We start from the raw sequence: 26,322 nt of genomic DNA on the forward strand, positions 1-26,322 counted from the left end.
CGCCGCCGGATGGGCCTGCTGGAGCGCGAAACGCCGTTGCGACTCGCCGCCGAGGCGGTCGAGCAGGCGCGCCGAGGCCGCGGCGGGACCCTGCTGGTCTGCGGCGAAGCGGGCATCGGCAAGTCGACGCTGATCGAGCACCTCCTCGCCGCCCTGCCGCATGGCCCGCTCGTGCTGCAGGGCCGCTGCGAGGACCTGCCGTCCCCCCGGCCGCTCGGCCCGCTGCACGACATGGCCGTTGCCCGGCGGCTGCCGGTGCCGCTGCGCGAGCGGCTGGACGACATCGCCTCGGCCGACGCCGTGTTCTCGTCGTTCCTCGATTTCGTCGGCGCGGCGAGTGGCGGCGCCGTCGTCGTGATCGAGGACGTGCACTGGGCCGACCAGGCCACGCTGGACCTGGTGAAGTACCTGTCGCGGCGCATCGGCACCCTGCCGGTCCTGCTCGTCCTGACTTTCCGCGACGACGGCCTCGGGCCCGAGCACCCGCTGCGCCAGGCCTTGAACGACCTGCCGCCCTGGTCGGTAGCGCGCCTGGCGCTGGAACCGCTGTCGGCCGCGGCGGTCGCGGCGCTGGCGCGGGTCGCCGGGCGGCCCGCCACCGGTCTGCATGCCGCCACCGGCGGCAATCCGTTCTTCGTGACCGAGGTGCTCGCCAGCGGCGTGGTCGACCCGCAGCACGGCGTGCCCAGCACCGTGCGCGACGCGGTCCACCGCCGCCTGGCCCGCCTGACGCGGGTGCAGCGCGAGGTGCTGGTCGCGCTGTGCGTGATTCCCGGCTGGGCCGAGCTCTGGCTGGTGCATGCATTGCTGCCGCGCGAACAGGACGCCCTGAATGCCTGCATCGAGCGCGGCGTGCTGGCGGCGCACGACGGGGCGCTGGCCTTCCGCCACGAGCTGGCGCGCCGCGCCGTGCTGGACGCGCTGACGCCGGCACAGCGCCGGGCACGCCACACCAGCGTGCTGGCGGCGCTGGCCGCGGCGCCGGCCGGGATGGCGGTGTCGCTCTCGCGCCTGACCCATCACGCGGCCGAGGCGGGCGACGCCGCCCAGGTGCTCCAGCTGGCGCCGCACGCCGCGACCGAGGCGGCGGCCGTCGGCTCGCACCGCGAGGCGGCGCTCCAGCTCGCGGTCGCGCTGCGCTTCGCCGACGAGGCGCCGCCGGCCATGCGCGCCCAGCTGTTCGAGAGCTGGTCGTACGAAGCCGGCCTGTCGCTCGCCATCGACGACCAGGTGATCGACGCCCGGCACCAGGCGATCGCGCTGTGGCGCGCCGAGGGCCGCATCGACAAGATCGGCCTGAACCTGCGCTGGCTCGCGCGGCTGCACTGGTACCGCGGCGAGAGCGGGCTGGCCGAGCGCTACGCCGAGGAGGCGGTCGCGACGCTCGAGCCGTTGCCGCCGGGGCCGGAGCTCGCGTGGGCGTACAGCGTGCGGTCGCAGCACTACATGCTGCAGGACCAGACCGATCTCGCGGTGCACTGGGGCGAGCGCGCGATCGTGCTGGCACGCCAGCTCGGCCAGGCCGAGATCCTGTGCCACGCGCTCAACAACGTCGGCACCGCGGAGATGTTCGCGGGCCGGCCCGGCGGTCAGGCGCGGCTCGAGCAGAGCCTGGCGCTGGCGCTGGACAACGGCTTCCACGAGCAGGCGGCGCGGGTCTACACCAATGTCAGCGAGCATGCCGTGGTGTTCAAGGACTATGCCCGCGCCGAGCACTGGCTCGCCGAAGGCATCGCCTTCGACCGCCGTCACGACCTGGACGCCTGGACCCACTACCTGGTCGGCTGGCTGGCGCAGTTGCGGCTGGAGCAGGGGCGCCTGGCCGAAGCCGAACGCATCGCCGACGAGGTGCTGGCGACGCCGCGCCTGACCGCGGTGATGCGGCTGCCGGCGCTGACCGTGCAGGCCAAGGTGCACATGCGCCGCGGCGACCCGGACGCGGCCGAACTGCTCGAGCAGGCGCTGGCCCTGGCGCTGCCCACCGGCGAGGTCCAGCGCATCGCGCCGCTCGTCTCGGCGCTGGCCGAGGCCGCCTGGTTGCGCGGCGACGATGCGGCCTGCGTGGCCGCGCTCGAGCGCGTGCGCGGCCTGCCCGGCGCCGGCGTGAACGCCTGGGAAGCCGGCGAGTTCGCGACCTGGCGCCGCCGCGCCGGCGACGCCACCCAGGTGCTGCCGGCGCACGCGGCCGCGCCCTGGCGTCTCGAACTCGACGGCGATCCCGCCGCCGCCGCCCGGGCCTGGCTGCGGCTGGGCGCGCCCAACGAAGCCGCGCTGGCCTGGCTGCACGCGGCGCAGCGCGGGTCGGACGCCGACGCGGACGCGGCGCTGCGCCAGGCCCTGGAGATCTGCCAGCGGATCGGCGCCGGCGCCGCCGAGGCGGCGGTGCACCGCCTGGCCCGCGCGCGGGGCGGCGCGATCGCCCTGCCCGGCCGCCCGCGCCCCGCACCGACCGGTGCCCGGGGTGCGGCGAACGCCTTGTCCGCGCGCGAGCGGCAGGTGCTCGAACTGCTCGCGCACGGGCTGAACAACACCGAGGTCGCGTCCCGGCTCGGGGTGGCGTTGCGCACGGCGGAGCACCACGTCTCCGCGGTGCTGCACAAGCTGTCGGCCAACGACCGGGCCGACGCCGTCGCGATTGCGCGGGCGAGCGGGCTGCTGACGGTCAGCCGGTAGGGACCTGCCGCGCTGCGCGGCGCACCCGGCCCCCCTAGTTTTATGGCCGGGTACCTATACCCCGCCCGTTAACAGGAATTTACATTGATGCCAACTGTCGCCCGCACGGCGCGGTGATTCGTGCTCGACGAAACGCGGCTGTGAGGGCCTCGACCGTCGCGAGTCGGACCGCCGGCCGGTGCCGCAGACGACAGCAGAGGAGGTCGTCATGCAGCAACCCGCACCCGCCCCGCGGTCGTTCCGCCCGTCCGCCCTGTTCGGGCACCTGCAGGACGCCTATCGCGCGATGCGTGGCGACGAGGCGGCACCGCCGCGGCAGCGGCGACGCCCGGTGGTGTTCGAGCCGGTCGAACCGCGCGTGCTGCTCAGCGGCGACCTGCTGCCCGGGCTGGCCGGGGGCGTGGGCTACTCGCCGGCCCCTGTCCAGATCTTCTACATTGACGCCGACGGCGCCGAGCACGTGGACTACCGCGGCCCGGTGCGGGTCGAGGGGATCGACGTCGCCGCGTTCACCACCTCGGGCGCGCTGGCCGGCCAGGAGAGCGCGGTGCTGGCCGCCACGCTGGCGACGCTGGACGACCTCGACTTCGGGCCCAACGTGCGCTTCACGACCGATCGCCCGACCGACGGCGCGTTCTCGACCATCTACCTGGGCGGCGACGGCGCGTCGTTCGCGCCGTGGGGCCAGTTCTACGGGCTCTCGGAAGCCGAGGACCTCGGCAACCTGAACCCGGAGGACAACGCGTTCGTCTTCAGTGCCAGCATGACCTGGGCCGAGCTCAGCCTGCCCGATGTCGCGACGCAGCTCGCCACCACGATCGCGCACGAAGCCGGGCACCTGCTCGGCACGCTGGCCGCGCACGACGCGGATGGCGACAACCTGCTGGCCCCGCTCGCGTTCGACCCGAAGGTCCATGTGGCGATCGCGAGCGACGCGGCCGACGACGCGGTCGACAACGGCAAGGTCTCGATCGACATCGACGGCACGTCGTTCGAGTACACCGTGCACCCGCTGATCGTCGACGCGCTCAAGAACTGGCGCTCGTACTACAACGCCGGCGCCGTCGCGGGCGACGGCTTCCCCGACGCGCTGATGGGCCAGTTCGCGATCCACCCGATCGACCACGCGACGTGGCTCACCCGCGTGCTCGACATGGCGTGGAAGGCGCAGGGCGCCGGCTCGCCGTTCGACGCCGACGAGAAGTCGCAGATCCTGGCGTGGAGCTACGGCTTCCTGACCCACTCGGCCGCCGACCACTGGGCGCACACCCTGGTCAATTCGTTCACCGAGGGCGTGGCCCCGGGCTTCGGCGCCGCCGCGGTATCGCTGCCGGGCGACCAGCGCGACCTCGGCAACATGGTCCGCCACTTCCTGACCGAGGGCTACATCGCCGACTCGCTGCCGGGCTTCGACGCCAACAAGGCCGAGCGCACCCTGATCGACGACAAGGGCACGGCGGACCCGAACGACGACGACTACAGCGACGACAGCACGCCGGCGATCGCCTACGACGCGCCGGCCCGGTTCATCTACGAGACCTTCCTGCGCGCCTTCCCCGACGATCCGACCTCGGTGGTCGAGATGGACTGGGACAAGGGCACGCTGACGGCCGGCAGTACCGGCCCCGGGTCGGGCACCTTCACGCGCTCGGACATCGGCCTGCTCGGCCTGGCGGGATACAACGGCTTCGAGAACGACGGCTTCAAGGTCGGCCACAAGATCACCGTCACCGGCTTCGCGAATGCCGCGAACAACGGCACGTTCCTGATCACCGCGGTGACGCCGACCCAGCTGACGGTGAGCGGCGCGCTCGCCGACGAGGTGGCCGATGGCGACGAGAAGATCGTCGTGCGGCCCGCCAAGACGGCCGCGTTCACGGCCGGCCAGCTCGTCGCCGATGCCGAGACCGGCACCTTCACGCGCAGCGACGGCGGCGGCAGCTTCCTGGCCGACGGCTTCGTCGCCGGCATGCGCTTCGACGCGCTCGGCATGAACGCGAACGGCAGCACCTACGTCGTGAAATCCGTGACCGCCACCGCGATCACGGTGGTCGGCGGCCTCGCCGACGCGACGCACCGCGGCGAACTGGTCGACGAGGTCGGCGCGGCCGGCGTGCAGCTGGTGGGCATCGGCAGCCGCGGCCCGCTGCTCGACGGCATCTACAAGATCCGTACGTCGGTGCTCGACAAGGCGGTGGAGAAGGGCGCCCGCAGCACCGACACCAACGACCTCGGCACGCTGGCCGCCCAGCTGATCGACAAGCTGGTGAACGGCGACCCGGTCAGCGACACGTTCAAGACCGACATCTTCCGCGCCTACCTCTACAACTGGGTCGACGAGATCGACGAGGGCGTGCGCCACTGGGGCGAGTTCGGCCTGGCGGTCACGAAGGCGATGTTCGACGCCGGCAGCCGGCGCGAGCTGCAGGAGAAGGTCGGCGCCGCCACCGGTTTCGTCGACACCGCCGATTCGGCCTCGATCCGCTCGAAGGCCGAGGACAGCGTCGGCCTGCTCGACGTGATCATCGCGGAGCTCGACGACCCGGACGGCGACGGCTCGACCCGCGACTCGTTCCTCACCCAGCACCTGCTGCCGATGATCGGGATGCCGGCCGAGCTCGGCCTGCTGCGCAGCGCGCTGAAGGACTTCGCGAGCGGGCTCGGCGCGATCCTGGCGCCGGTCGACGCCACGCTGAACCCGGCCACGCCGGCCGCCGACGACTCGAAGGGCTTCATCAAGAGCTTCCTGAAGGGCCAGATCGAGAAGCGCTTCGGTGTCGACTTCACGTTCTTCGAACAGCTGCGCGGGTTGTCGAACAAGATGGACCTGGAGTCCATCACGCTCGCCGGCAAGCTGGTGCCGATCTTCAAGCCGGGCGACCACGAGCGGCTCGACGCGCTGCTCGGCCTGCCCGCCGGTCACCACGGCACGGTGATCCCGCAGAACGTCGACAGCGGCCCGTTCCAGCTGAAGTTCTTCGACGATCCCGAGGGTGGCCTGAACGCCACCGCGGTGATGGACAAGGCGGCGTTCGACGCGTACGCGAACGCGGTCACGCTGTCGAAGATGGCGCTGCTGATGGAAAGCCCGGCCGGCGACGCCGTGGCCGGTGCCGGCGCGGCCGCCGGGCAGCTGAGCAAGCTCTACAGCGACGCGCTCGGCAAGCTCAACGGCGCGGCCACGCCCTACGACTTCAGCACCCTGAACCTGAACGGCGCCCACGGCGGCAACGTGCTGACCGCGACGCTGCCTGGCGCACCCGGCAGTGCCGAAGGCCGACCGTGGCTGACCTCGATCGACGCCGACCAGATCTGGCGCGCCGACAACTACACCGTCAACAACACGCTGTTCCGGATCAGCGAGTTCACCGACGGCGCCAACTCGCCGAGCCTCGTCGAGTACACCGCCACCGGGCTGGCGGCGGGCGACTACAGGGTCTACGCGAGCTGGCAGGGCAACGTCACGCAGGACCTGGACAACCTGACGAACTCGGCGTTCCCGGACCAGAAGATGTCGCCGACCGACAAGGCGCAGTACAGCGTCTCGATCGCCGGCGGCAGCGCCGTCACGTTCCAGATGAACCAGAGCCAGTTCGCGAATGACGAGAGCGACGGCGACCTGGCGTTCGAGCAACTCCGAACCGCCGCCGAGGCGACGGCGAAGACGGACCACGTCTTCACGATCGCCGCCGGCCAGGCGCTGAAGGTGACCCTGAGCAACGTGACGGGCAGCGGCGACAAGCACGTCATCGCCGGCCCGATCATGCTGGTGCGGGTGTCCGACGGCGCCCGCTTCCGGATCGAGAACAATCGCGGCCCGGTCACGCTGGCCCCGGTGGCCACGCCGGGCTTCACCTACAACGAGACGGTGCCGGCGGCGTGGAGCGACGTCGTCTACGGCGGCGGCAGCGGCAACGACCCGCTGTGGGAGAGCGCCACGCTGCGCCCGGTGTTCCGCGCGCTGTTCGACGACTGGCAGAACGGCGCGCTCGAGTTCCCCGATCTCGGCGACGGCGCGACCGCGCAGGCCGTGACCGACGCGGCGGCGAAGAACGAGCTGGCGTCGCACGCCACTGCCTTCGCCCCGACGATCCCCGACCACACGCTGCAGGTGCCGATCAGTCCTGAGCTCGAGGCCGCGATCCTCGCCGGCCTGCAGGGCGTGGTCGACTTCGCGCACAGCATCGAGACCGCGCCGCCGCTGCAGGTGAAGATCCCCGGCATCGACAAGTCGATCGCCGACCTGGTCAACCTGTCGGGCACCGTGCAGAGCGAGGTCCGCCAGCCGATCGTCGACTACTTCGCCGCCAACCCGAACCCGACCTTCGAAGGGCTCTTCGCGATACTGCCGCCCCTGCTCGGCAGCTTCAACGCGAACGACGGCTCGTCGTTCGAGTTCGACATCGACCTGCGCCAGGCCTTCGCCGCGAACCTGCCGCTGCACCTGGGCGACGGGGCCGGCGGCCTCGGCCTCGAGCTCGACGGCCAGCTCGACGTGGGGGCGCTGTTCGCGTTCGTCGACAGCGCCGCGTCGCAGCTGCCGCGCTTCGGGTTCGGCGTCGACCTGACGCAGGATGTCGCGAGCAGCTTCTACATCCGCGCCGAGACGCTGCTGCTGCATGCCGAAGCCCACTCGGCCGATCTCGATTTCGGCGCGCACCTGGGCTTCCTGTCGGTCGGCGTCAACGACGGCACGATCGACTTCGATGCCGACGTCACCGTCGACCTGAGCGTGCTCGATGCCAACGCCGACCAGCGCATCACGCTGGCGGAGATCGCCGCCCACATCGACTCGATCGACGTGGCCACCAGCGGCACACTGGCGGGGGAACTGCCGATCACCATCGAGGCGCTCTCGGGCGTCACCGATCTCGACGCCGGCACGGTGACCTTCGGTGCCGCCGACATCTTCGACACCACGACCTACACCTTCGACTTCAGCGGTCTGGACACCACGGCCCTAAATTTCGGCAACATCGACGCCGCCGGCGTCGTCAGCCTGATCGGGCGCCTGGCCGACGAACTCGACAAGCTGCGCAACAGCGGCTTCTTCGACCAGATCGACGTGCCGCTGGTGAACGGTGCAATCGATGGCGTGCTCGGCTTCGCCGACGTGCTGACCAGCGGGCTGCTGTACGACAAGGGCGCCGACGGCGTCAAGGACGGCGCCGACCGCCTGTCGTCCGACCTGAACGCGGCGCTCGACACGGCCGGGCTCGGCTCGGTGCTGATCGTGCAGGGCACGGGCAACACGCTGGCCAACACGAACAAGCTGCTGTTCCAGATCGTCGATCCGACGGTCGATTCGTTCAAGGTCGAGCTCGCCAGCGGTGCCGCCGCGGACTTCGGCGCGGCCGGTCTGGGCTTCGCCGCCCTCGCGGCCGCCGTGTTCAAGACCGAGCACGAGGCGACGCCGACCGACGGCATCATCGCGGGCGACGTGCAGCTGCGCGTCACGCTCAAGCGCGGCACGGTCGAGGAGCAGGTCCTCGTCACCGTGACGGCCGCCGCCACGGCCAACAACCTCGCGGTCGCCAACGTGCACAAGGGCATCGGCGACGACACCATCAAACTGCTGCGCGCCGACAACTCGGCCACCTTCGACACCGCGCAGTCGCTGGTCTTCCGCCTCGACACGATGCTCAACCTCGGCGGCGCACTCGCGTACGACCCGACCACCGAGGCGCTGACGCTCAACCTGGGGACGCTGCTGCCGCAGCTGGCCTTCGCCAAGGAACTGCCGATCGATTTCAACCTCGATCTCGGCCCGCTGATCGGCATCCAGAGCGACACCAAAGTCAAGGTCAGCGCGAACGTGGGCTTCGACGACGGTTTCACGCTCGGCGTCTACCTCGGCAAGACGGTGCCCGGCGCGCAGGCCAGCCTGTCCGACGGCAGCGGCGCGACACCGGCGACCCTGCTCGATGCGTTGAACGACGGTGCCGGCGTCGCGGTCCAGACCGCGCCGGCGGTGACCGCGCCGGACTCGGTCATCAGTGCGATCCGTCAACTCACGGGCGACGCGACCTTCGAGATCAGCTTCGGCAACGAGGACGCGGGCGCCGCGCAGGCCGCCAGCACACCGACCTCGCTCGTCAATGCGGCCGCCGGCCACAGCTTCGTCGGCAAGGTCGGTGTGGGCGACACCGTCTTCAACCTGACCGACGGATCGTCGGCTCAGGTGGTCAAGGTCCTGGCGACCCAACTCCTGACCACTCCGCTGGTCGGCGGCACCAAGAACACCTGGGAGGCCGGCAACCTGTACCGCACCGCGCACGTGGTCACGGTCGACGCGCTCGGCGACCAGGGCGGCCAGGACGTCAACGTCTCCCGGGAGGGGGGCGACCAGTCGGAGACCGCGATCGCGGTCAACCCGCTGAACACCCAGAACATCGTCATCGGGGCGAATAACCTGAACGTGTCGAACACCGACTTCGTCTGGGTCAGCACCGATGGCGGCAAGGTCTGGACCCGCAAGTCCATCCCGACGCCGGCCGGCAGTTCCGGCGTGGCGCGCGGCGATCCGGCGCTGGTGTTCAGCCGCGACGGCAGCCGCCTGGTCTATACCCACCTGCTCGAACGGGCCGACAGCAACTCCCAGGTGATCGCGAGCGCGGTGTCGCTGGACGGCGGCAACACGTGGACCGTCGCGAACACCGGCGTTCTGGGTCCGATCGCCAACGACGCCGATGGCGACGGCTTCAACGACAAGGACGACAAGAACTACATCGCGGTCGGTCCGAAGTTCGGCAACCTGAACCAGGACCAGTACGTCGTCAGCTTCCAGCGCGGCAACGTCATCTACGCCTCGGTGTCCGACGACGGGCTGGCGTGGAGCACGCCGGTCGTCGTCGGCGGCCTGCTGTTCGGGTCGTCGACATTGCGGGCCGAGGGGCGTTCGATCGACGCGATCCCCTCGTACGGGTCGGACGGCAAGATCTACATCGCCTGGGAGGACTTCGGCACGCCGGGCTTCACGCAGGTGAAGTTCGATGTCTCGGTCGACGGCGGCAAGACCTGGGGCAACGGCCAGGACGTGGCAGTGCTCTTCGACACTGCGGAGTCGACCCTGGACGCGACCGATCGCGCGAAGCTTGACGCCCTCGTGAACGCGATGGCGAGCAACCCGCAGCTGGTCGCCACCGTCGCCGGCTATACCGACACCGCGGGCGTGGCCACCGACAACCAGACCCTGTCGAACGACCGGGCGACCTCCGTGTTCGACTACCTGGTGTCGCAGGGCATCAGTGCGACCCGGCTGACCAAGCTCGGCTTCGGCGAGACCCATCTGAAGGTGCAGACCGCCGATGGCGTCGCGAACGCCACGAACCGCCGCGTCGAGGTCACGCTCGACCAGGTGATCTACACCGGCAACGTCAACGTCTTCCAGGACAAGTTCAGCACCACCGCGACGGCTGGGCAGGGCCTGGACGGCACCATCGAAGGCGCGTTCGCGCCCGATGGCGGCGAGTACGAGATTCCCGCGCAGCCCGACCGCGGCATCTGGATGGGGCTTTCGATGGACGTCGACCGCAGCGGCGGCGTGCACAACGGTCGCATCTACCTGTCGTTCACCGATCAGGGCGATCTGGACAACAGCCCGGACAGCCTGCCCGCGGATGCGGTCGACCACCACGACACCGACATCTTCGTCATCGCCTCGGACAACCAGGGCGCGAGCTGGAACGCGCTCGGCGCCAAGCCGACCCGCGTCAACCACGACGCCGGCGACGCCAGCCAGTTCTTCAGCTGGCTCGATGTCGACGACGCGACCGGCGTGGTCGCGATCTCCTGGTACGACGCCCGCAACGACATGGACACCGTCCAGGACGCCGGCGAATTCGACGCGTTCGCGAACACCGACGTCCAGTATTTCGCCTCGATCAGCCGCGACTTCGGGCTGACCTGGGGCACCGACATCCAGGTCAGCGACGGCCGCTCCAATGTCACCGCGGGCGTGGCCGGCGCCAACACCGCGCTGAACCAGTACGGCGACTACTCCGCCCTGGCGCTGGTCGGCGGCACCGTCTTCATGGCCTGGGCCGACAACTCCGACAGCACCGGCGACCATGTGCCGGTGCCGGTCGCGGGGACGCGCTCGACCGAGGTCTACTTCGACCGCATCGAACTGGCCAACACCTCGGTGCAGGACCTGCTGGACGACATCAACGCCGCGATCGGCCAGCTGGCCGCACTGGACGGCAAGATCGAAGCCGTGGCCAACGGCAACCGCCTCGGCCTGCAGGCGGCCGACATCGGCGTCGGCGGCTTCACGCTGAGCGCCGCGCAGGCCGACCCGGCCGTCAAGGACCTCGGCTTCAACAAGGCCCAGGCTTCGCAAGGGCCGCTGGTCGGCGACGCGCTCGACACCTTCGCGCTGACCACCGGCGACGCGGTGTTCACGCTGAACATCGGCGGCACCGACCATGTCGTGACCGTGACCAAGCTCGCCACCGCGGGCCTGACCACGATCGGCGGCCTGGTGGGGGTCGTCAACACGGCGCTCGCCACCGCCGGTGTCGCCGCGCAGGTCGAGGCCTTCGGCATCGGCAATGCGCTGGCGCTGCGCATCAAGGACGCAGCGGTCCCGCAGATCGGCTTCATGGCCGCGATCGACAACCCGGCCGTGCTCGAACTCGGCCTGACCAACGAGGCGACCCTCACGCGGCCGCGGATCGTCGCCGTCAAGGATGTGCCGGTCGTGGTCGGCCGGCTCGCGCAGGACGCGACGCTCACGTTGAACACCACCGGCGGCCCGTCCGGCACGGTCACGCTGTACGCCGACGACACCGCCAGCAACACCAGCATCGTCAGCCTGGTCGCCGACCTGGACAAGGCGCTCGCGACGCCGACGCTCAAGTCGGGCGTGCTGAGCAGCTTCGCGCCCGGCTCGATTGCGTTCTCGATCGGCATCAATGGTGGGGCGGCGAAGAACATCGTGATCGGCGCCGCAGCGCTCGCCGACAACGAGACCTTGTCGGACCTGGTCGAGGACATCAACGCCGCGCTCGCCAGCGTCGGACTCGACGCCGCCGTCAAGGCCAAGTCTTCGGGCGCAAGCTCGGACCTCGGCAAGGCGCGCGTCAAGTTCGAGGCCGCCAGCGCCACGTCGCTGACCATCAGTGCACTGGCCGGCAACGGGCTGGGCCTGGGGGCCGGCACCGTCTCCGCCACCAACTTCAGTGGCAAGCTGGTGGCCGACTCGGTCGGCAGCCGGCTCGTGCTCGCGGTCGCGCCCAATGCGGCGATCACGGCCTTCACGGTCGCGGCGGATGCCGGCGCCCTGGCGCTCGGCCTCGCGGCCGGCCCGCAGGCGGCCGACAGCGTCGACTTCGTGATCCAGGTCAGCAACGGCACCTCCTACGACGTGACCCTCGACGCGGTGACCGACATCGCCGGCGTCGTCTCGGCCATCGAAGCGGCGACGAGCGGCAAGGTGCAGGTCGAGGTCAACGCGGCCGGCACCGGCCTCACCCTGATCGACACCACGTTCGTGGCCGGCGGGCCAAATTCGGCCCGCTTCACCGTGAGTCCGGTCAACGGGTCCGGCGCGGCCACCGGTCTGGGCATCGCCGGCGTCGATTCGACCGTTCCCACCGAGCTCGATGGCCGCATCGACGGCGGGCAACTGGTCGGCGTCCAGCTGACCGACCGCTTCTTCATGAACCACGCCACGCTGAAGGCGTCGTTGAACATCGCCACGGTCGGCCCGGTCAGCGCCGATGCCAACTTCGGTTTCGTCGGCATCCACCTGGGCGGCAACGCCGCGTTCAGCGCCGAGCTGAGCGTCGGCCTGAAGGACCCGACCACCAGCGGCGCTGGGGCCGACGGCAACATCTCGCTGCGCGAATTCATCAACGCGCTGCCCGACTTCTCCAGCAAGCTGCTCGCCACGCCGACCCTGACGGGTGGCGGCGAGGTCACGCTCGACGTCACGGTCAGCGGCCTGGACTTCCTGAACCTGCCGGCGCCGGGCTCGCCCGACGCGCCGACCGTCACGCTCGACCTGCTGAACCTGGGCGACGTGTTCGACACCTTCGCCGACGGCCCGGTGGCGCTCGCGGGCGCGGTGCGTGCCGCCGACGGCAAGTCGTTCACCGTGAGCGGCGACCGCACCCACGACCTGACGCGCGGCTCGCGCATCCAGATCGGCACCGGTGACAGCGCCTACAGCACCTTCGCGACCGAAGTCGTCTACGTCGCAGGCGTCGGAACGACGGTCAAGGTCGCCACCCACGACGGGCTGCTGCCTGCGTCCTTGGTCGGGCTGACCGCGGCCACGCCGCTCGCGCCGGCCGTCGACTTCCAGTTCGACAACTTCGACAAGCTGCTGTCATTCGACAACGTCAATTTCGACTTCGCGTCGATCGTTGACGCCCTGCTGCTGATCCGCGACCTGCTGAGCCAGATCGACGGCGTCTCGGGCGTGCTGAACACGCCGATCCCGCTGGTCGACGTCAGCATCAACGACCTGCTCAACTTCGTCGACACCTTCTCCGAGGCGCTGAAGCAGGCGCAGAAGAACCCGGCCGGCTCGCTGCAGCTGCTCGACCAGGTGATCAGCGATGCCTTCGGCGTCGTCGCGCACCCGGCGCCGGGGCAACCGGACCTGATCGACTTCGAGATCGACGACCACCTGCTGCTCGGCGACCCGAGCGACGACCTGGTCAAGATCAAGCTCGACCTGGGCGCCGCGTTCAGCGAGTCCCTGAACGTGCGCATCCCCGACCTGAACCTGCCGTCCGGCCTGGTCGACTTCGGCGGCGCGGCCACGCTCGCGGCCGAGGGGAGCGGGCACTTCTACCTGGACCTGGGCATCGGCCTGAACGACCCGTCGCAGGTCTACCTGTACGACACCAGCAAGCTCGAAGCGCACCTCGGCCTGAGCGGCAGCGACATGGCGTTCAAGGCCGGCCTCGGGCCGCTCAGCCTGTCGATCATCGACGGCGAAGCCAGCATCGACGGCGACCTCAAGGTGTTCTTCGACTTCGCCAAGACGGGGGACTCGGTCGTCGCCGACGCCGGCGGCCGCGTGCTGCTCACCGGGCAGCTGGGCGCGGTGCTGGGCACGCTGGACGCGAGCTTTGCCGCGCCGGTCGACGTGACGCTGCCGATCTACTTCCCGACCGAGTCGCACGGCATCGGCGACATCACGCTCAAGGGCGACCTGAAGAACATCGCCAACGGGCTGGCACTCAAGACCGACGGCGCCGCGCCGCCCGCCGACACGATCGTGCTCGACGTCTCCAATGTGCTGGACGGCCTGACCAGCGGCCTGGCGAACCTGAGCCTGCTCGACCAGATCCTGTTCATCGTCGATGGCGTCGACGTGGTGCTGGGCGGCGTGCAGGACACGCTCGACGGCGAGGTGATGGGCCTGAGCCTGCCGCTGATCGGTGACAAGCTCGCCGGCGCCGCTGACGTGGTCGGCGACTTCCGCACCGGCTTCCTGAACAACTTCCGCAGCGAGGTCGAGAAGCTGGCCGACCCGAGCGAGAACGGCATCAAGGACATCCTGTTCAAGCTGCTGGGCGAGAGCGGCCTGCTGATCGCGGTCGACCAGAACGGCGACGCGGTGAAGCAGGGCGGCAAGTTCGTCGCCGGCACTGCGAACGACATCCGCAGCTTCAACAACCTGGCGGAGGTCAACAACATCGCCGACGCCGAGATCTGGTGGAAGGTCAAGATCGGCCAGAACCTGGTCGACGCCGGCGCCGACATCGGCCTGGACATCGGCATCCCCGGCCTCGGCCTGGAGACCGACGGCGAGATCAAGCTCAACATCGACTGGGAGCTCGACCTCGGCTTCGGCCTGAGCGGCAAGGACGGCTTCTTCCTGTTCGTCGACGACCCGGACGAGCTTCTGCTCGACGTGGGCGTCACGCTGCCCGGCGGCAGCCTGAAGGGCACGCTCGGTTTCCTGCAGTTCACCGCCCTGAACGAGGACGTGAATGGCGACGGCGACCAGACCCACCTGAACGCGAGCTTCGCGATCAACATCGAGAACGGCGACAACCCGGCCGACACCCGCCTGGGCCTGTCCGAACTGGGCCGCATGAGCTTCGACGTGCTGTTCGCGGCCGAGGCGTCGGTCGAACTCGCGATGACGCTGGGCATCGCCGGGGACGACGGCGGCTTCCCGCAGATCCAGGCCGACTTCCTGCTGGACTGGAATCTGCCGCAGTTCAGCTTGCTGAACCCGAACGACGGCTTCGAGTTCGGCAGCGCGATCCAGGACGGCCTCAAGCTCGTCGAGTTCAGGAACGTGAGCCTGGATGTCGGCTCGTACCTGAGCAACGTGGTGAGCCCGCTGGTCGACAAGATCCAGGAGATCACCGAGCCGATCCAGCCGATCATCGACATCGTGACCACGCCGCTGCCGGTGCTGTCCGACCTCGGCCTGGACATCACGCTGCTGGACATCGCCAAGGCCACCGGCAGCGTCGACCCGGCGTTCATCGACGCGCTCGAGACCATCCTCGACGTGATCTCGGTGCTGAACTCGATCGACATCCCGGACGACGGCTCGCTGCTGGTGCCGTTCGGCGACTTCAAGGTCTACGAGAGCGGCAATTCGCTGTACGACAACTTCGGCGATCTGGGCTCGGGCGACTTCGACGTCGCCGGCTTCGCCAACAAGCTGTTCGGCCCGAACGGCAGCTTCAACGACTACATCAGCGGCCTGCCCGACGGCCTGCAGGACGTGCTCGGCGAGGTCGCCGGCGTGGCCGGCGAGGTGCTGGGCGGCCTGGCCGACCAGGAGGGCGGCGGCACGAACCCGAAGCCGTTCCGCCTCGACATCCTCGAGGACCCGGCCCAGGTGTTCGGCCTGCTGCTGGGCAAGCCGGCGAAGCTGGTGTCGTACGACATGCCCAAGCTGCATTTCGACGCCGAGTTTTCAGCGTTCTTCTCGATCTTCGGGCCGCTCGGCGTCTCGATCAACCTCGAAGCGGCGCTGAACATCGACTTCGCGTTCGGCTACGACTCGAAGGGCTTCGCCGATTTCGCCGCCAGCGATTTCAAGAACCCGCTGCTGCTGGCCAACGGCCTGTACATCGACGACGACCCGACCCCCTCGGACGCCAGCGACGGCACCGACCCGCCCGAGCTCACCTTCGACGGCGGGCTGTGGGCCGCGGCCGAGCTGAACCTCGGGATCGCGCGCGGCGGCGTCGGCGGCGGCATCTTCATCGGCGTCGACTTCAACCTGTTCGACAACGACCACGACGGCCGGGTGCGGCTGGACGAACTCTTCACCAACTTCAATAACCAGCTGAAGGCCCCGAACGAGGCCGAGCGCTTCCTCGCGCCGCTGGCGGTGTTCGACGTGAGCGGCAAGGTCACGGCGGAGCTGTTCGCGTTCCTGAAGATCGACTTCGGCTTCTTCGAGTTGGACAAGAAGTTCAACATCACGCCGCCGGTGACGCTGGCGGACTTCGATGTCGACTTCTTCCGCCCGCCGGTGCTGGCCAGCGAACTCGACAACGGCGACCTGATCATCAACATCGGCGACTTCGCCGGCCAGCGCAAGCTCGGCGACCTGACCGACTTCGGCGAGCACATCTTCGTCAAGAGCGCGGGCGCCGGCAAGGTGGAAGTCTGGTCCGACAACCTCGGCGACGACGCCAAGCCGCACCAGACCTACAGCGTCACCGGCCGGATCATCGTCGTCGGCGGCGAGGGCGACGACACGATCGATCTGTCCGGCGTCGACGGATCGGTCAAGTTCGACATCGACGGCGGCGTCGGCAACGACACCCTCCTGGGCGGTGCCGGCGGCGGCATCATCCGCGGCCGCACCGGCGACGACCTCATCACCGGCGGCGCAGGCGCGGACCTGATCTTCGGCAACGAAGGCGGCGACACGATCGATGCGATGGGCGGCAACGACATCGTGCTCGGCGACAACGGCGAGGTCACCGAAGGCCTGATCGACATGGCGGTGCGCCACGGCTACGTGCGCGCGCTGATCGGCGTCAGCGACGGCGCGGACACCATCCGCGGCAACGACGGCGACGACATCGTCGCCGGCTCCGGCGCGGCCGACAAGCTGCTCGACGGCGGCAAGGGCAACGACATCGTCGTCGGCGATGGCGCGCTGTTCACCTACAACAGCCCGGCGGTCGTCAGCGACACCGAGGTCGGCGTTGGCTTCGCGGACCTGCTGATCAGCGGCGGCGAGGGCGACGACTGGCTGTACGGCGGCAAGGGCAACGACACGATCCACGGCGACGCCGGCAACGACGTCGTCTTCGGCGGCTCGGGCCTGGACACGATCGACGGCGGCATCGGCGACGACACGCTGTTCGGCGACTTCGGCACCTTCATCGGCGGCGACCTCGCGAAGCCGACCGTGACCGTCGGCGGCGAGGCCGACACGATCTTCGGCGGGATGGGTGCGGACAAGATCCTGGGCGGCGCCGGCAACGACGTGGTCCACGGCGACGACGGCTCGGCCAGCGTTGGCGACGGCGACGTCATCTGGGGCGGCACCGGCGCCGACAGCCTGTACGGCGACGGCGGCAACGACACGATCTACGGCGAGTCCGATCCCGACAAGCTGTTCGGCGACGACGGCAACGACTTCCTCGAAGGCGGCAACGGCAACGATGTCGTCAAGGGAGGTCTCGGCAACGACCTGCTCGTCGCCGGCTACGGCTCCGACGTGCTCGACGGCGAGCAGGGCAGCGACACCTACCGCATCACCGCGCGGGGCGGCAACATCACCGACCTGAGCACCGCCTACGACAGCGGCCCGGACAAGAACGACACCGACCAGCTGGTGCTGATCGGCACCCCGCGGGCCGACACCGTGCTGCTGCGCGGCATGGCCGACTTCTATTTCCCGACGTTGCTGAAGCTCGTCGGAAAGGACGCGCCGGCACCGAAGGACGTGGTCGAGGGCCTGACCGACAAGATCTTCAACTCCGAGGAGCCCGACAAGCTGCGCTCGGTGCTGCAGGCGCTCGAGGATTCCTACGGTCCGCACGACATCCCGGCCGGGCTGGTGCACACCCTCATCGGGCTCTACACCGCCGCGGTGCAGACCGGCGTGCTGGCCGCCATCGACGCCAACCCGGGCGGCGCCGGCACCCCGAGCGCCGCCGCCATCAAGACGCTCGTCACCGGCCTCCTCGCGACCGACACCGGCCAGTTCCCCGGCAAGCTGGAGGAAATCTACAAGGCGATCACCGCGGCCTATGGCGTCAAGCCGTTGCCGCCGCTGCTGCTCGACGCCATCGGCACCGCATGGGACGCGGTCGGCGATCCGCTGAAGGCACAGATCGAGGCGGCGATCACGGCCGCCTACAAGACCGAACTGGAGGTGCTGGGCAGCGACACCGACACCGGCTTCGTCGCGTTGATCAACAACGGCGGCGCGAACGTCGAGCGGTTCAACTACCGCAACCTCGAGGGCCTGACACTCAACACGCTCGCCGGCGACGACATCGTCGCCCTCGACGACGTGCTCGTGCCCACGACCGTCAACCTCGGCCTGGGCGCCGACAAGGTGCAGGTCGGGCAGGTGTTCCGCTCCGAGCGGGTCAAGGACTTCGCGGGCCAGCCGGCGATCACCGGCATCACGGCCGAGGATGTGTTCACGTCGCTCGAGATCACCCGCGGCTGGCTCTCCAACGGCGTCAGCGCGGCCACCACGGTCAACGGCGGCGACGGCGCCGACCAGTTCACCGTGTTCCACAACATCGCCGTGCTGAACCTGAACGGCGGCGACGGCGACGACGTGTTCACGGTGCGCGCGTTCGCGCTGCGCGGCTCGACCGACAACGAGCGCGCCCGCACCGACATGAAGGGCGACGGCGGCGCCGACACGATCCTGTACGTGGTCAACGCGCCGGTCGGCATCGACGGCGGCGACGGCTTCGACACGGTGCGCATCGTCGGCACCGAGTTCGGCGACGACTTCGTCATCACCGACGCCGGCATCTTCGGCGCCGGCCTGAACGTCAGCTACGTCAACATCGAGAAGATCGTGGCCGACGGCGCCGAGGGCGACGACCGCTTCTTCGTGCAGTCCACCGGCCTGGAGGTCGTGACCGAGATCGACGGCGGGCTGGGCAGCGACACCTTCTTCGTCGGCGGCAACCCGTCGGGCGCGCCGGTGGCCGTGATCAGCAACGACTTCAAGGGCCACAGCGGCGTCATCCTGCACAGCGTGGAAAGCGCGCCGAACAGCGACCCCGACTGGAGCGGCGTGCCGATCGAGGGCGTGTCGGCGAACGTCGCCGACAACGAGGAGAGCTTCGTCATCGTCACCGAAAGCGGCGGCAGCTCGCGCGTGGTGGAGGACTCGAGCGTGGCCAGCGCCGGCTGGGCCTACGACTACTACGGCATCCGGCTCACGCGCGCGCCCACCGGCACGGTGCGGATCAAGGTCGTTCCGGCCGGCATGTCGCCCGAGGATGCGGCGAAGAACTTCAAGGACCTGGAGTTCTTCTTCGACGGCGTCGTCAGTTCGGTCGAGGACTATTCGAACCTCGGCCTGCTCAACACGTCGCTGGGATTCGACGACCTGACCGGCGCCGCGAACGTGCCGACGCTGACCTTCGACGCGAGCAACTGGGACAAGGTGCAGTACGTCAAGTTCGCGGCCGCGCACGACACCGCCAGCGAAGGCCGGCGCTTCACCTTCATCAACCACAGCCTGAAGAGCAGCGACAGCAGCGACCCGAACTACCAGGCCGCGCAGACGCTGAGCGTCAAGGTGCTGATGGAGGACGACGACCGCGCCGGCGTGATCATCACGCCGACCGGTCGCGACAATACCGTGCTCGAGAACGGCCCGAGCGTGCCCGGCTTCACCGACACCTTCGACGTCGTGTTGACGAAGGCGCCGACCGCGAACGTGACGGTGACGATGAACGTGCTGAACGGCCAGGTCGTGCTGTCGGGGCCCTCGGTGACGACCGTGGGCGGGAAGCCGACCTTGACCTTCACGACGGCGAACTGGAACGTTCGCCAGCAGATCACGATCACGGCGCCGAACGACGCGGTCGTCGAGGGCTTCCACACCGACTACATCAGCTACACCGTCGCCAGCGCGGACGCCGAGCAGACGCTGCCCTCCGGCGGCGGAGCGGCCGGCACGCCGCCGGTGTTCGTCGCGGTGGATGGCGACTTCGACAAGCTCGGCATCGACCTGGAGATCCCGGCGACCAAGCCGACCACGTATCTGCTGCTCGAGCACAAGCCGATCGTCGACAGCGTCGCCGTCAAGCTCGACGGGGTGCTGCTGGATGTGGCGCGCTTCTCGGTCACCGGCAACACGCTGAGCTTCTTCGACGCGAACGGCCAGCCCGAGTTCGTGACCGGCTTCGTGACCGTGGCCTACAACTACAAGGAGGCCGGCTACCAGGGTGCCTTCGTCAAGGACAGCGTCGTCGACATCTACGACGAGGACACGCCGAGCGTGATCGTGCAGATGCCGGACGACGGCTCGATCGACGTGATCGAGGGTGCCGCCGGCAACAGCGACAGCTACACGGTGCGCCTGTCGCAGGCGCCGACCGCCGGCCAGGTCGTCAGGATCAAGGTCGACGCGGTCGACACCCGCAGCACCTATGGCCGCACCGCGCTGTTCCAGGAGCAGGTGACGGTCGGCGGCGCCTCGCAGATGTTCCTGACCTTCACCTCGGCCAACTGGAACACGCCGCAGACGGTCACGGTGCGCGCGATCGACGACACGGTGTTCGACGGCAACGAGACCCAGGTCTTCGCGCCCGACCTGCAGACGGTCAACAAGATCCGCGGCCCGCTGATCATCGAGGGCGCGGCCGGGGCCGGCTCGCTGAGCCTGCCGACGCCGCTGATGCTGCCTGGCGAACTGAACATCCTGCCGCCGCACGGCGCGGTGCAGGGCTTCGTGCCGGGCACCGGTGCCGGGGCCTTCGAGACCATGACGGTATTTAAGTCCGACCTGTTGAAGGCGCTCGCCGAACTGCATGCCGACGACTCGACCGTCTCGCTCACCGACATCCAGGTGCTGCTGGACAAGACGCTCGAGCTGAGCAGTGGTCCGGGGACCGGCGTCGTGCTCGACCCGTCCCGCCCGGACGACAGGTTCGACCGCTTCTGGCAGATCACCGAGCTGACCGAGATTGGCGGCGGCCTGGTGCGCCTCAAGCTCCTGAACCCGAGCATCGTCAACCCGGGCACCGCGAACGTGACCGCGCCGACGACCGACAGCCAGTACGCCATCACCTCGCTGAGCGCGAACTTCTTCGCCAAGGAGAGCGAGCAGGTCGACTACCTGTTCGTGTACGACAACGACAGCGTCGCCAACGACAACGGCGCCCTGACCTCGGCCGACGGCGTGGTCCGCGGCTTCGACGCCGCCAACCTCAAGCTGCTGGTCGAGGCGGCGGCGCTGGATGCCGTGGCGAAGCTCGATCCGGGCGTGCCGCTGGTCGGCCGCCGCATCGAGATCAGCGTCGGCCCCGGGCTGGGCCGTTCGTGGGAGATCGAGAGCATCGGCGCCGGCACCGACGGCGACACGCGCTGGGTCAAGCTGAAGAACCCGACGGTTCCCGCCGGGTCGGTCGCGCCGACCGACCGCAGCGAGTTCCGCATCGCCGGCGGCGATACGCACGGCCGGATCACCGGCTTCGGCATGGGCCCGAGCATCCTGTTCAACGGCCGGCCGCAGCCGGGCGGCGTGAGCTATGGCGACATCGAGGTGGTCCAGGTCAGCCTGGGCCGCGGCGACGACACCGTGCGCGTCGACTACACCACCAACGCCGAGGACCACACTACCGCGCGCACCGGCGATTTCTACACGCTGACCCTGCTCGACACCGGCGCCGGCAACGACAAGGTCACGGTGAACCTGCAGAACGGGGACGACGGCGCGTTTGCGCTGAACCTGAACACCGGCGACGACATGGCCGACGGCAGCGCATCCAGCCTGCCGCTGGTCGTGTTCGGCTGGGACGGTGCCGACAAGATCACCGGCGGCAGCGGCGACGACATCCTGTTCGGCGACCGCGGCCGCGTCGACTACGTCAAGACGGTGTCGGTCGATCCCGACCGTGACCCGACCACCGACAACAACGTGCTGGTCGACGAGATCGTGACGCGGCTCGGCCACTCGGTGCCGCTGAGCCCGACGAACCCGCCGCTGACCGGTTCGACCGTCAACACGCTCACCGATGCGAACGCCACGTTCTCGCAGCTGTACGGCGGGCTGGTCGGTCTGAGCGTGCAGGCGATCTCGCCGCAGGGCCATGTGCAGTACCGCACCATCACCGGCAACACCGCCAACACGCTGACCGTCGACCGGACGTGGGACGCGCAGCCGGTGGGGAACTACCCGCTGACGACCCCGGTGCAGAAGAACAACTACTTCTACCGCGTCTCGGCCTTCCCCGAGGACCAGACCGACGGGCTGTTCCGCGGGCCGCGCGTCGTCTGGTCGATCTACGAGACGATCGGCGGCGACGACACGATCTATGCCGGCGGCGGCGCCGACCTGGTGATCGGCGGGGCCGGCAACGACGAGGTGCATGCCGGCGCAGGCGCCGACATCGTGGCCGGCGACGACGCGCGCATCGACTTCGCGCGGGTCGCCGGCAACGATGGCCCGACGCAGTTGCTGAGCATCGTCACGCGCCTGGTCACGGGTGACGACAAGCTGTATGGCGACGCCGGCAACGACCTGCTGCTCGGCGGGCTCGGCGCCGACCTCGCCGACGGCGGGGCGGACAACGACATCCTGGTCGGCGACGCGGCGCGGATCGACTTCGCGCCGGTGGCCGGTCTCGGCAACGTCATCGTGCGGGTCGAGACCATCGACCGTGCGTCCGGCGGCGTCGACACCCTGCGCGGTGGCGACGGCGACGACGTGCTGGCCGGCGGCGCCGCCGGCGACCGCCTCGACGGCGGCGCGCAAGACGACCTGGTGTTCGGCGACAACGTGCTGCTGGACTTCAGCAAGGGCTCGCTGAACGCCATCAAGCCGCGCTTCACGACGGCGGCCGCCGGTCTGTACGACCTCAACGGCGCGCCGCTGGTCGGCGGGCAGGTCGCGCCGCCGTACGCGGCACCGGCCTGGGCCGACTGGACCCTCACGCTCGACCCGACCACGCTGGCGGCCAACTTCGGCAACGACTTCATCGCCGGCGGCGCCAACCGCGACACGATCTTCGGCCAGCGCGGCTACGACACGATCCAGGGCGACGGCTCGATCGACATCGCCGTCGCGGCGGTGCGCGACGCGAGCGGCCTGCACGTGACGCAGGCCTCGGTCGAACTCACCACCGACGGCGACGACTACATCGAGGGCAATGCCGGCGCCGACCTGATCTTCGGCAACCTCGGCCAGGACGACATCGTCGGAGGCAGCTCGACGATGTTCAGCCTGAACCTGCGCAGCCAGCGCGACGACGAGGCCGACCTGATCTTCGGCGGCGCGGGAACCGATGTCGCGCGCGACCACACCGGCGACGGCCTGCACGGCCGCGACTCGGACATGATCCTCGGCGACAACGGCAACATCCGCCGCGTCGTCGCCGTGGGCGCCGGCGGCGCGACGACCTACCGCAGCTTCACCTACGACGACGCCTATGCAGGCATCGCGGGCGACTCGCCGATCGTCGTGCGCTCGGCCGAACTGCTCGACTACACCCCGGGCGGCATCGACCAGGTGCCGGGCGCGGTGGACATCGGCGCCGCCGACGAACTGCACGGCGAATCGGGCGACGACTTCGTCTACGGCATGAGCGGCAACGACGTGCTGTTCGGCGAGGGGCAGGACGACGACCTGATCGGCGGCTGGGGCCACGACTGGATCTCCGGAGGCACCGGCGACGATGGCGTGCTCGGCGACGACGGCCGGCTGCTGACGACCCGCAACGGCACGACCGAGCCGCTCGCGGGCCTGACGGTCGCGACCGTGCAGACCTTCATCAGCACGCCGGGCTCGGTGCAGAGCGCGACGATCAACGTCACCGGCCAGCTGAAGAAGACGGCCGACATGACGCCGTTCGGCAAGGGGCTGGACACGCTGTTCGATCCGGCGCTCGCCGACGACATCATCTACGGCGGCTGGGGCAACGACTTCCTGCACGGCGGCTGGGGCGACGACGCGATCTCGGGCGCCGAGGCGTTGTCGGGCTTCTATGCGGCCCCGGCCAATGCCGGCAACGTGCTGGCCTACAACCCGGCCACCGGCGAGTTCCTGAAGTACGACGAGTACGCGCCGATGACCCGCATCGTCGGCTTCCTGCTCAACTTCGACGCCAACGACGGCGCGCCGCTCGACACCTACCCGGCGGCGAACACGACGACCCACCGGCCGACCGACGGCGAGGACCGCATCTTCGGGGACTACGGCAACGACTGGCTCGTCGGCGGCACCGGCCGCGACGACCTGTACGGCGGCTGGGGCGACGACCTGCTGAACGCCGACGACGACCAGGGCCTGGACGGTGCGCCGAACACGACGCCCGACACCCACTACAGCTACGAGGACCGCGCCTTCGGCGGCGCCGGCCGCGACGTGCTGATCGGCAACACCGGCGGCGACCGGCTGATCGACTGGGTCGGCGAGTTCAACAGCTCGCTGCAGCCGCAGCTGGCGGAGTTCCTGTACGCGCTGTCGGCCAGCGACGGTGCCGATCCGACGCTCGGCAGCGCCGGCGACGTGCGCAACGGCGAGCCGACCGGCGAACTCGGCGTCGTGCGCCAGCAGGACTTCGCGTGGCAGGACCAGACCGGCGCGCCGCGCGACCCGCAGGCCGGCAACGTGCCGGGCGGCAAGCGCGACGTGCTGCGCTCGGCCGACCTGAACGACGGCACGCTGCAAGGCCTCGCGGCCGACAGCGGCACCTGGCAGGTCTCGGGCGGCGCGCTGCAGGTGGCCTCGAACTCGTCGATCTCCGACGCGGTGGCGGTCTACCAGGTCGGCGATGCACTGCCCACGTACTACGAGGTGCTGGCCAAGGCCAAGATCATCAAGCCGACCGGCGGCTGGGACGCGAACAGCTACATCGTGTTCGACTACCAGAGCAAGACGAACTTCAAGTTCGCCGGGATCGACGCGGGCACCAACAAGCTCGTGATCGGGCAGCGCACGGCGGCCGGATGGCAGGTGCTGAAGCAGACGGTGTTCACCGGCAGCATCAAGTCGGAGAACTGGTACAACCTGATGCTGTCGGTCAACGGCCTGACGGCGACGCTGTCGGTCGACAACGGCACGTTCATCAGCTATGTGTTCCAGGCCACCGTCGTCGACGGCTTCAGCTACGGCCTGAACTGGGGCCTGGTCGGCTTCGGCGCCAACAAGTCGCGCGGGGCGCTCGACAACATCGCGGTGCAGATCGTGCCGCCGAGCTCGACGGTGGCGTACACCAACGACTTCGCCGCCGGCGCCGGGGCGATGTTCGACACCTTCTCCGCCGGCACCTGGACGGTCGCCAGCGGGCGGCTGGCGGCCTCGCCACCGGCCGGCAGCGACACGGCGGTCGACCTGGTCGACCTGACGAACGTCACGAACCTGCAGACCGCGTCGCTGCTGGAACTGAGCACCACGCTGCGCACCGCGGGCCGCGCCGGCTACGTGTTCGACTGGTATGGCAGCACCAACTTCAAGTTCGCGGCGATCGACGTCGCAACCCAGCAGGTGTTGATCGGCCACCGCACGGCCGCCGGCTGGTTCGTCGACGCGGTGGCGTCGCGCGCCTTGAATGCGACGACGGACTACACCCTCGGCGTGACGGTGCGCGGCGCGAGCGTCAGCGTCACGCTGAACGGCCAGGCCACGATCGGCTTCGTCTACAACGCGGTCGCGGCGGACGGGCGCTTCGGCCTGTTCGGCAAGGGCGCGGCGGGCGCGAGCTTCGACGCGGTGACGGTCAAGACCAACGACCCGGCCGTGCCGGCGCAGCAGACCGCCGCGACGACGGCCGACGTGGCGCGCACCGACGCGGCGATCAGCGCCGCGCAGGCGCAGCCGCTGCTGGCCGAAGCGGTGCGCCGCTGGTCGCTGGTCGAGGACGCCTCGCTGACGGCGCGGCTCGGCCGGATCGAGGTCGACGTGGCCGACCTGCCGGGCGCGTCGCTGGCCGAGTACCTCGACGGCCGCATCACGATCGACGTCGATGCCGCCGGCATGGGCTGGTTCATCGACCCGACGCCGCGCGACGACCGCGAGTTCCGCGGCAGCGGCGCGGTGCTGGCCGCCACCGCGAGCGGCGGGGCGGCCGGGCGCATCGACCTGCTGTCGGTGCTCGCGCACGAACTCGGCCACGCGATGGGCTTCGGCCACAGCGCGGGCGGCGTGATGGACGAGCAGCGCCTGCCGGGCCAGCGGGCCTTGCCGGACGGCTGGTTCGGCATCGCACCGAGCGTGCCGTTGCCGACGTGGGCGGCGCAGGCGGGCACGACGCCGGCGGCACCGGACCTGCGGCTGCCCGATGTCACCGCGGCGCAGATCGACTGGAAGGTGAGACCGTCGACGCCGGCCGCCGTCCAGCGCAGCCCCGCCGCCGCCGACGCGGCGGGCCGTGCGACCGACCGCTGGCAGCAGAGATTTGTCAACCATCTCGGCGCACCTTCGGACCGCCTCCACGTGAATGCGGGGCTGAAAGTGCAACTACCTGTTGCGCCAATTGTTTCCAGGCTTTAGCCTGAACG

2 protein-coding genes are annotated in these 26,322 nt (G+C 69.8%); both read left to right on the forward strand.

Annotated features, from left to right (window positions below):
• Positions 1-9 precede the first annotated feature (9 nt).
• Positions 10-2,673 (forward strand): AAA family ATPase, encoded by a 2,664-nt coding sequence (locus ASC76_RS02835; protein ID WP_056462045.1) that lies wholly within the window; start codon positions 10-12, stop codon positions 2,671-2,673.
• 208 nt (positions 2,674-2,881) lie between these two features.
• Positions 2,882-26,314 (forward strand): OmpA family protein, encoded by a 23,433-nt coding sequence (locus ASC76_RS02840; RefSeq protein ID WP_056462048.1) that lies wholly within the window; start codon positions 2,882-2,884, stop codon positions 26,312-26,314.
• Positions 26,315-26,322 lie beyond the last annotated feature (8 nt).

This window comes from Rhizobacter sp. Root404, from assembly GCF_001425865.1.
GTDB lineage: Bacteria > Pseudomonadota > Gammaproteobacteria > Burkholderiales > Burkholderiaceae_C > LMDS01.

What these genes read in the sequence shown, in the direction of transcription:
- ASC76_RS02840 (WP_056462048.1), top strand. Translation starts at nt 2,882, where the DNA reads ATGCAGCAACCCGCACCCGCCCCGCGGTCGTTCCGCCCGTCCGCCCTG.
- ASC76_RS02835 (WP_056462045.1), top strand. Translation starts at nt 10, where the DNA reads ATGGGCCTGCTGGAGCGCGAAACGCCGTTGCGACTCGCCGCCGAGGCG.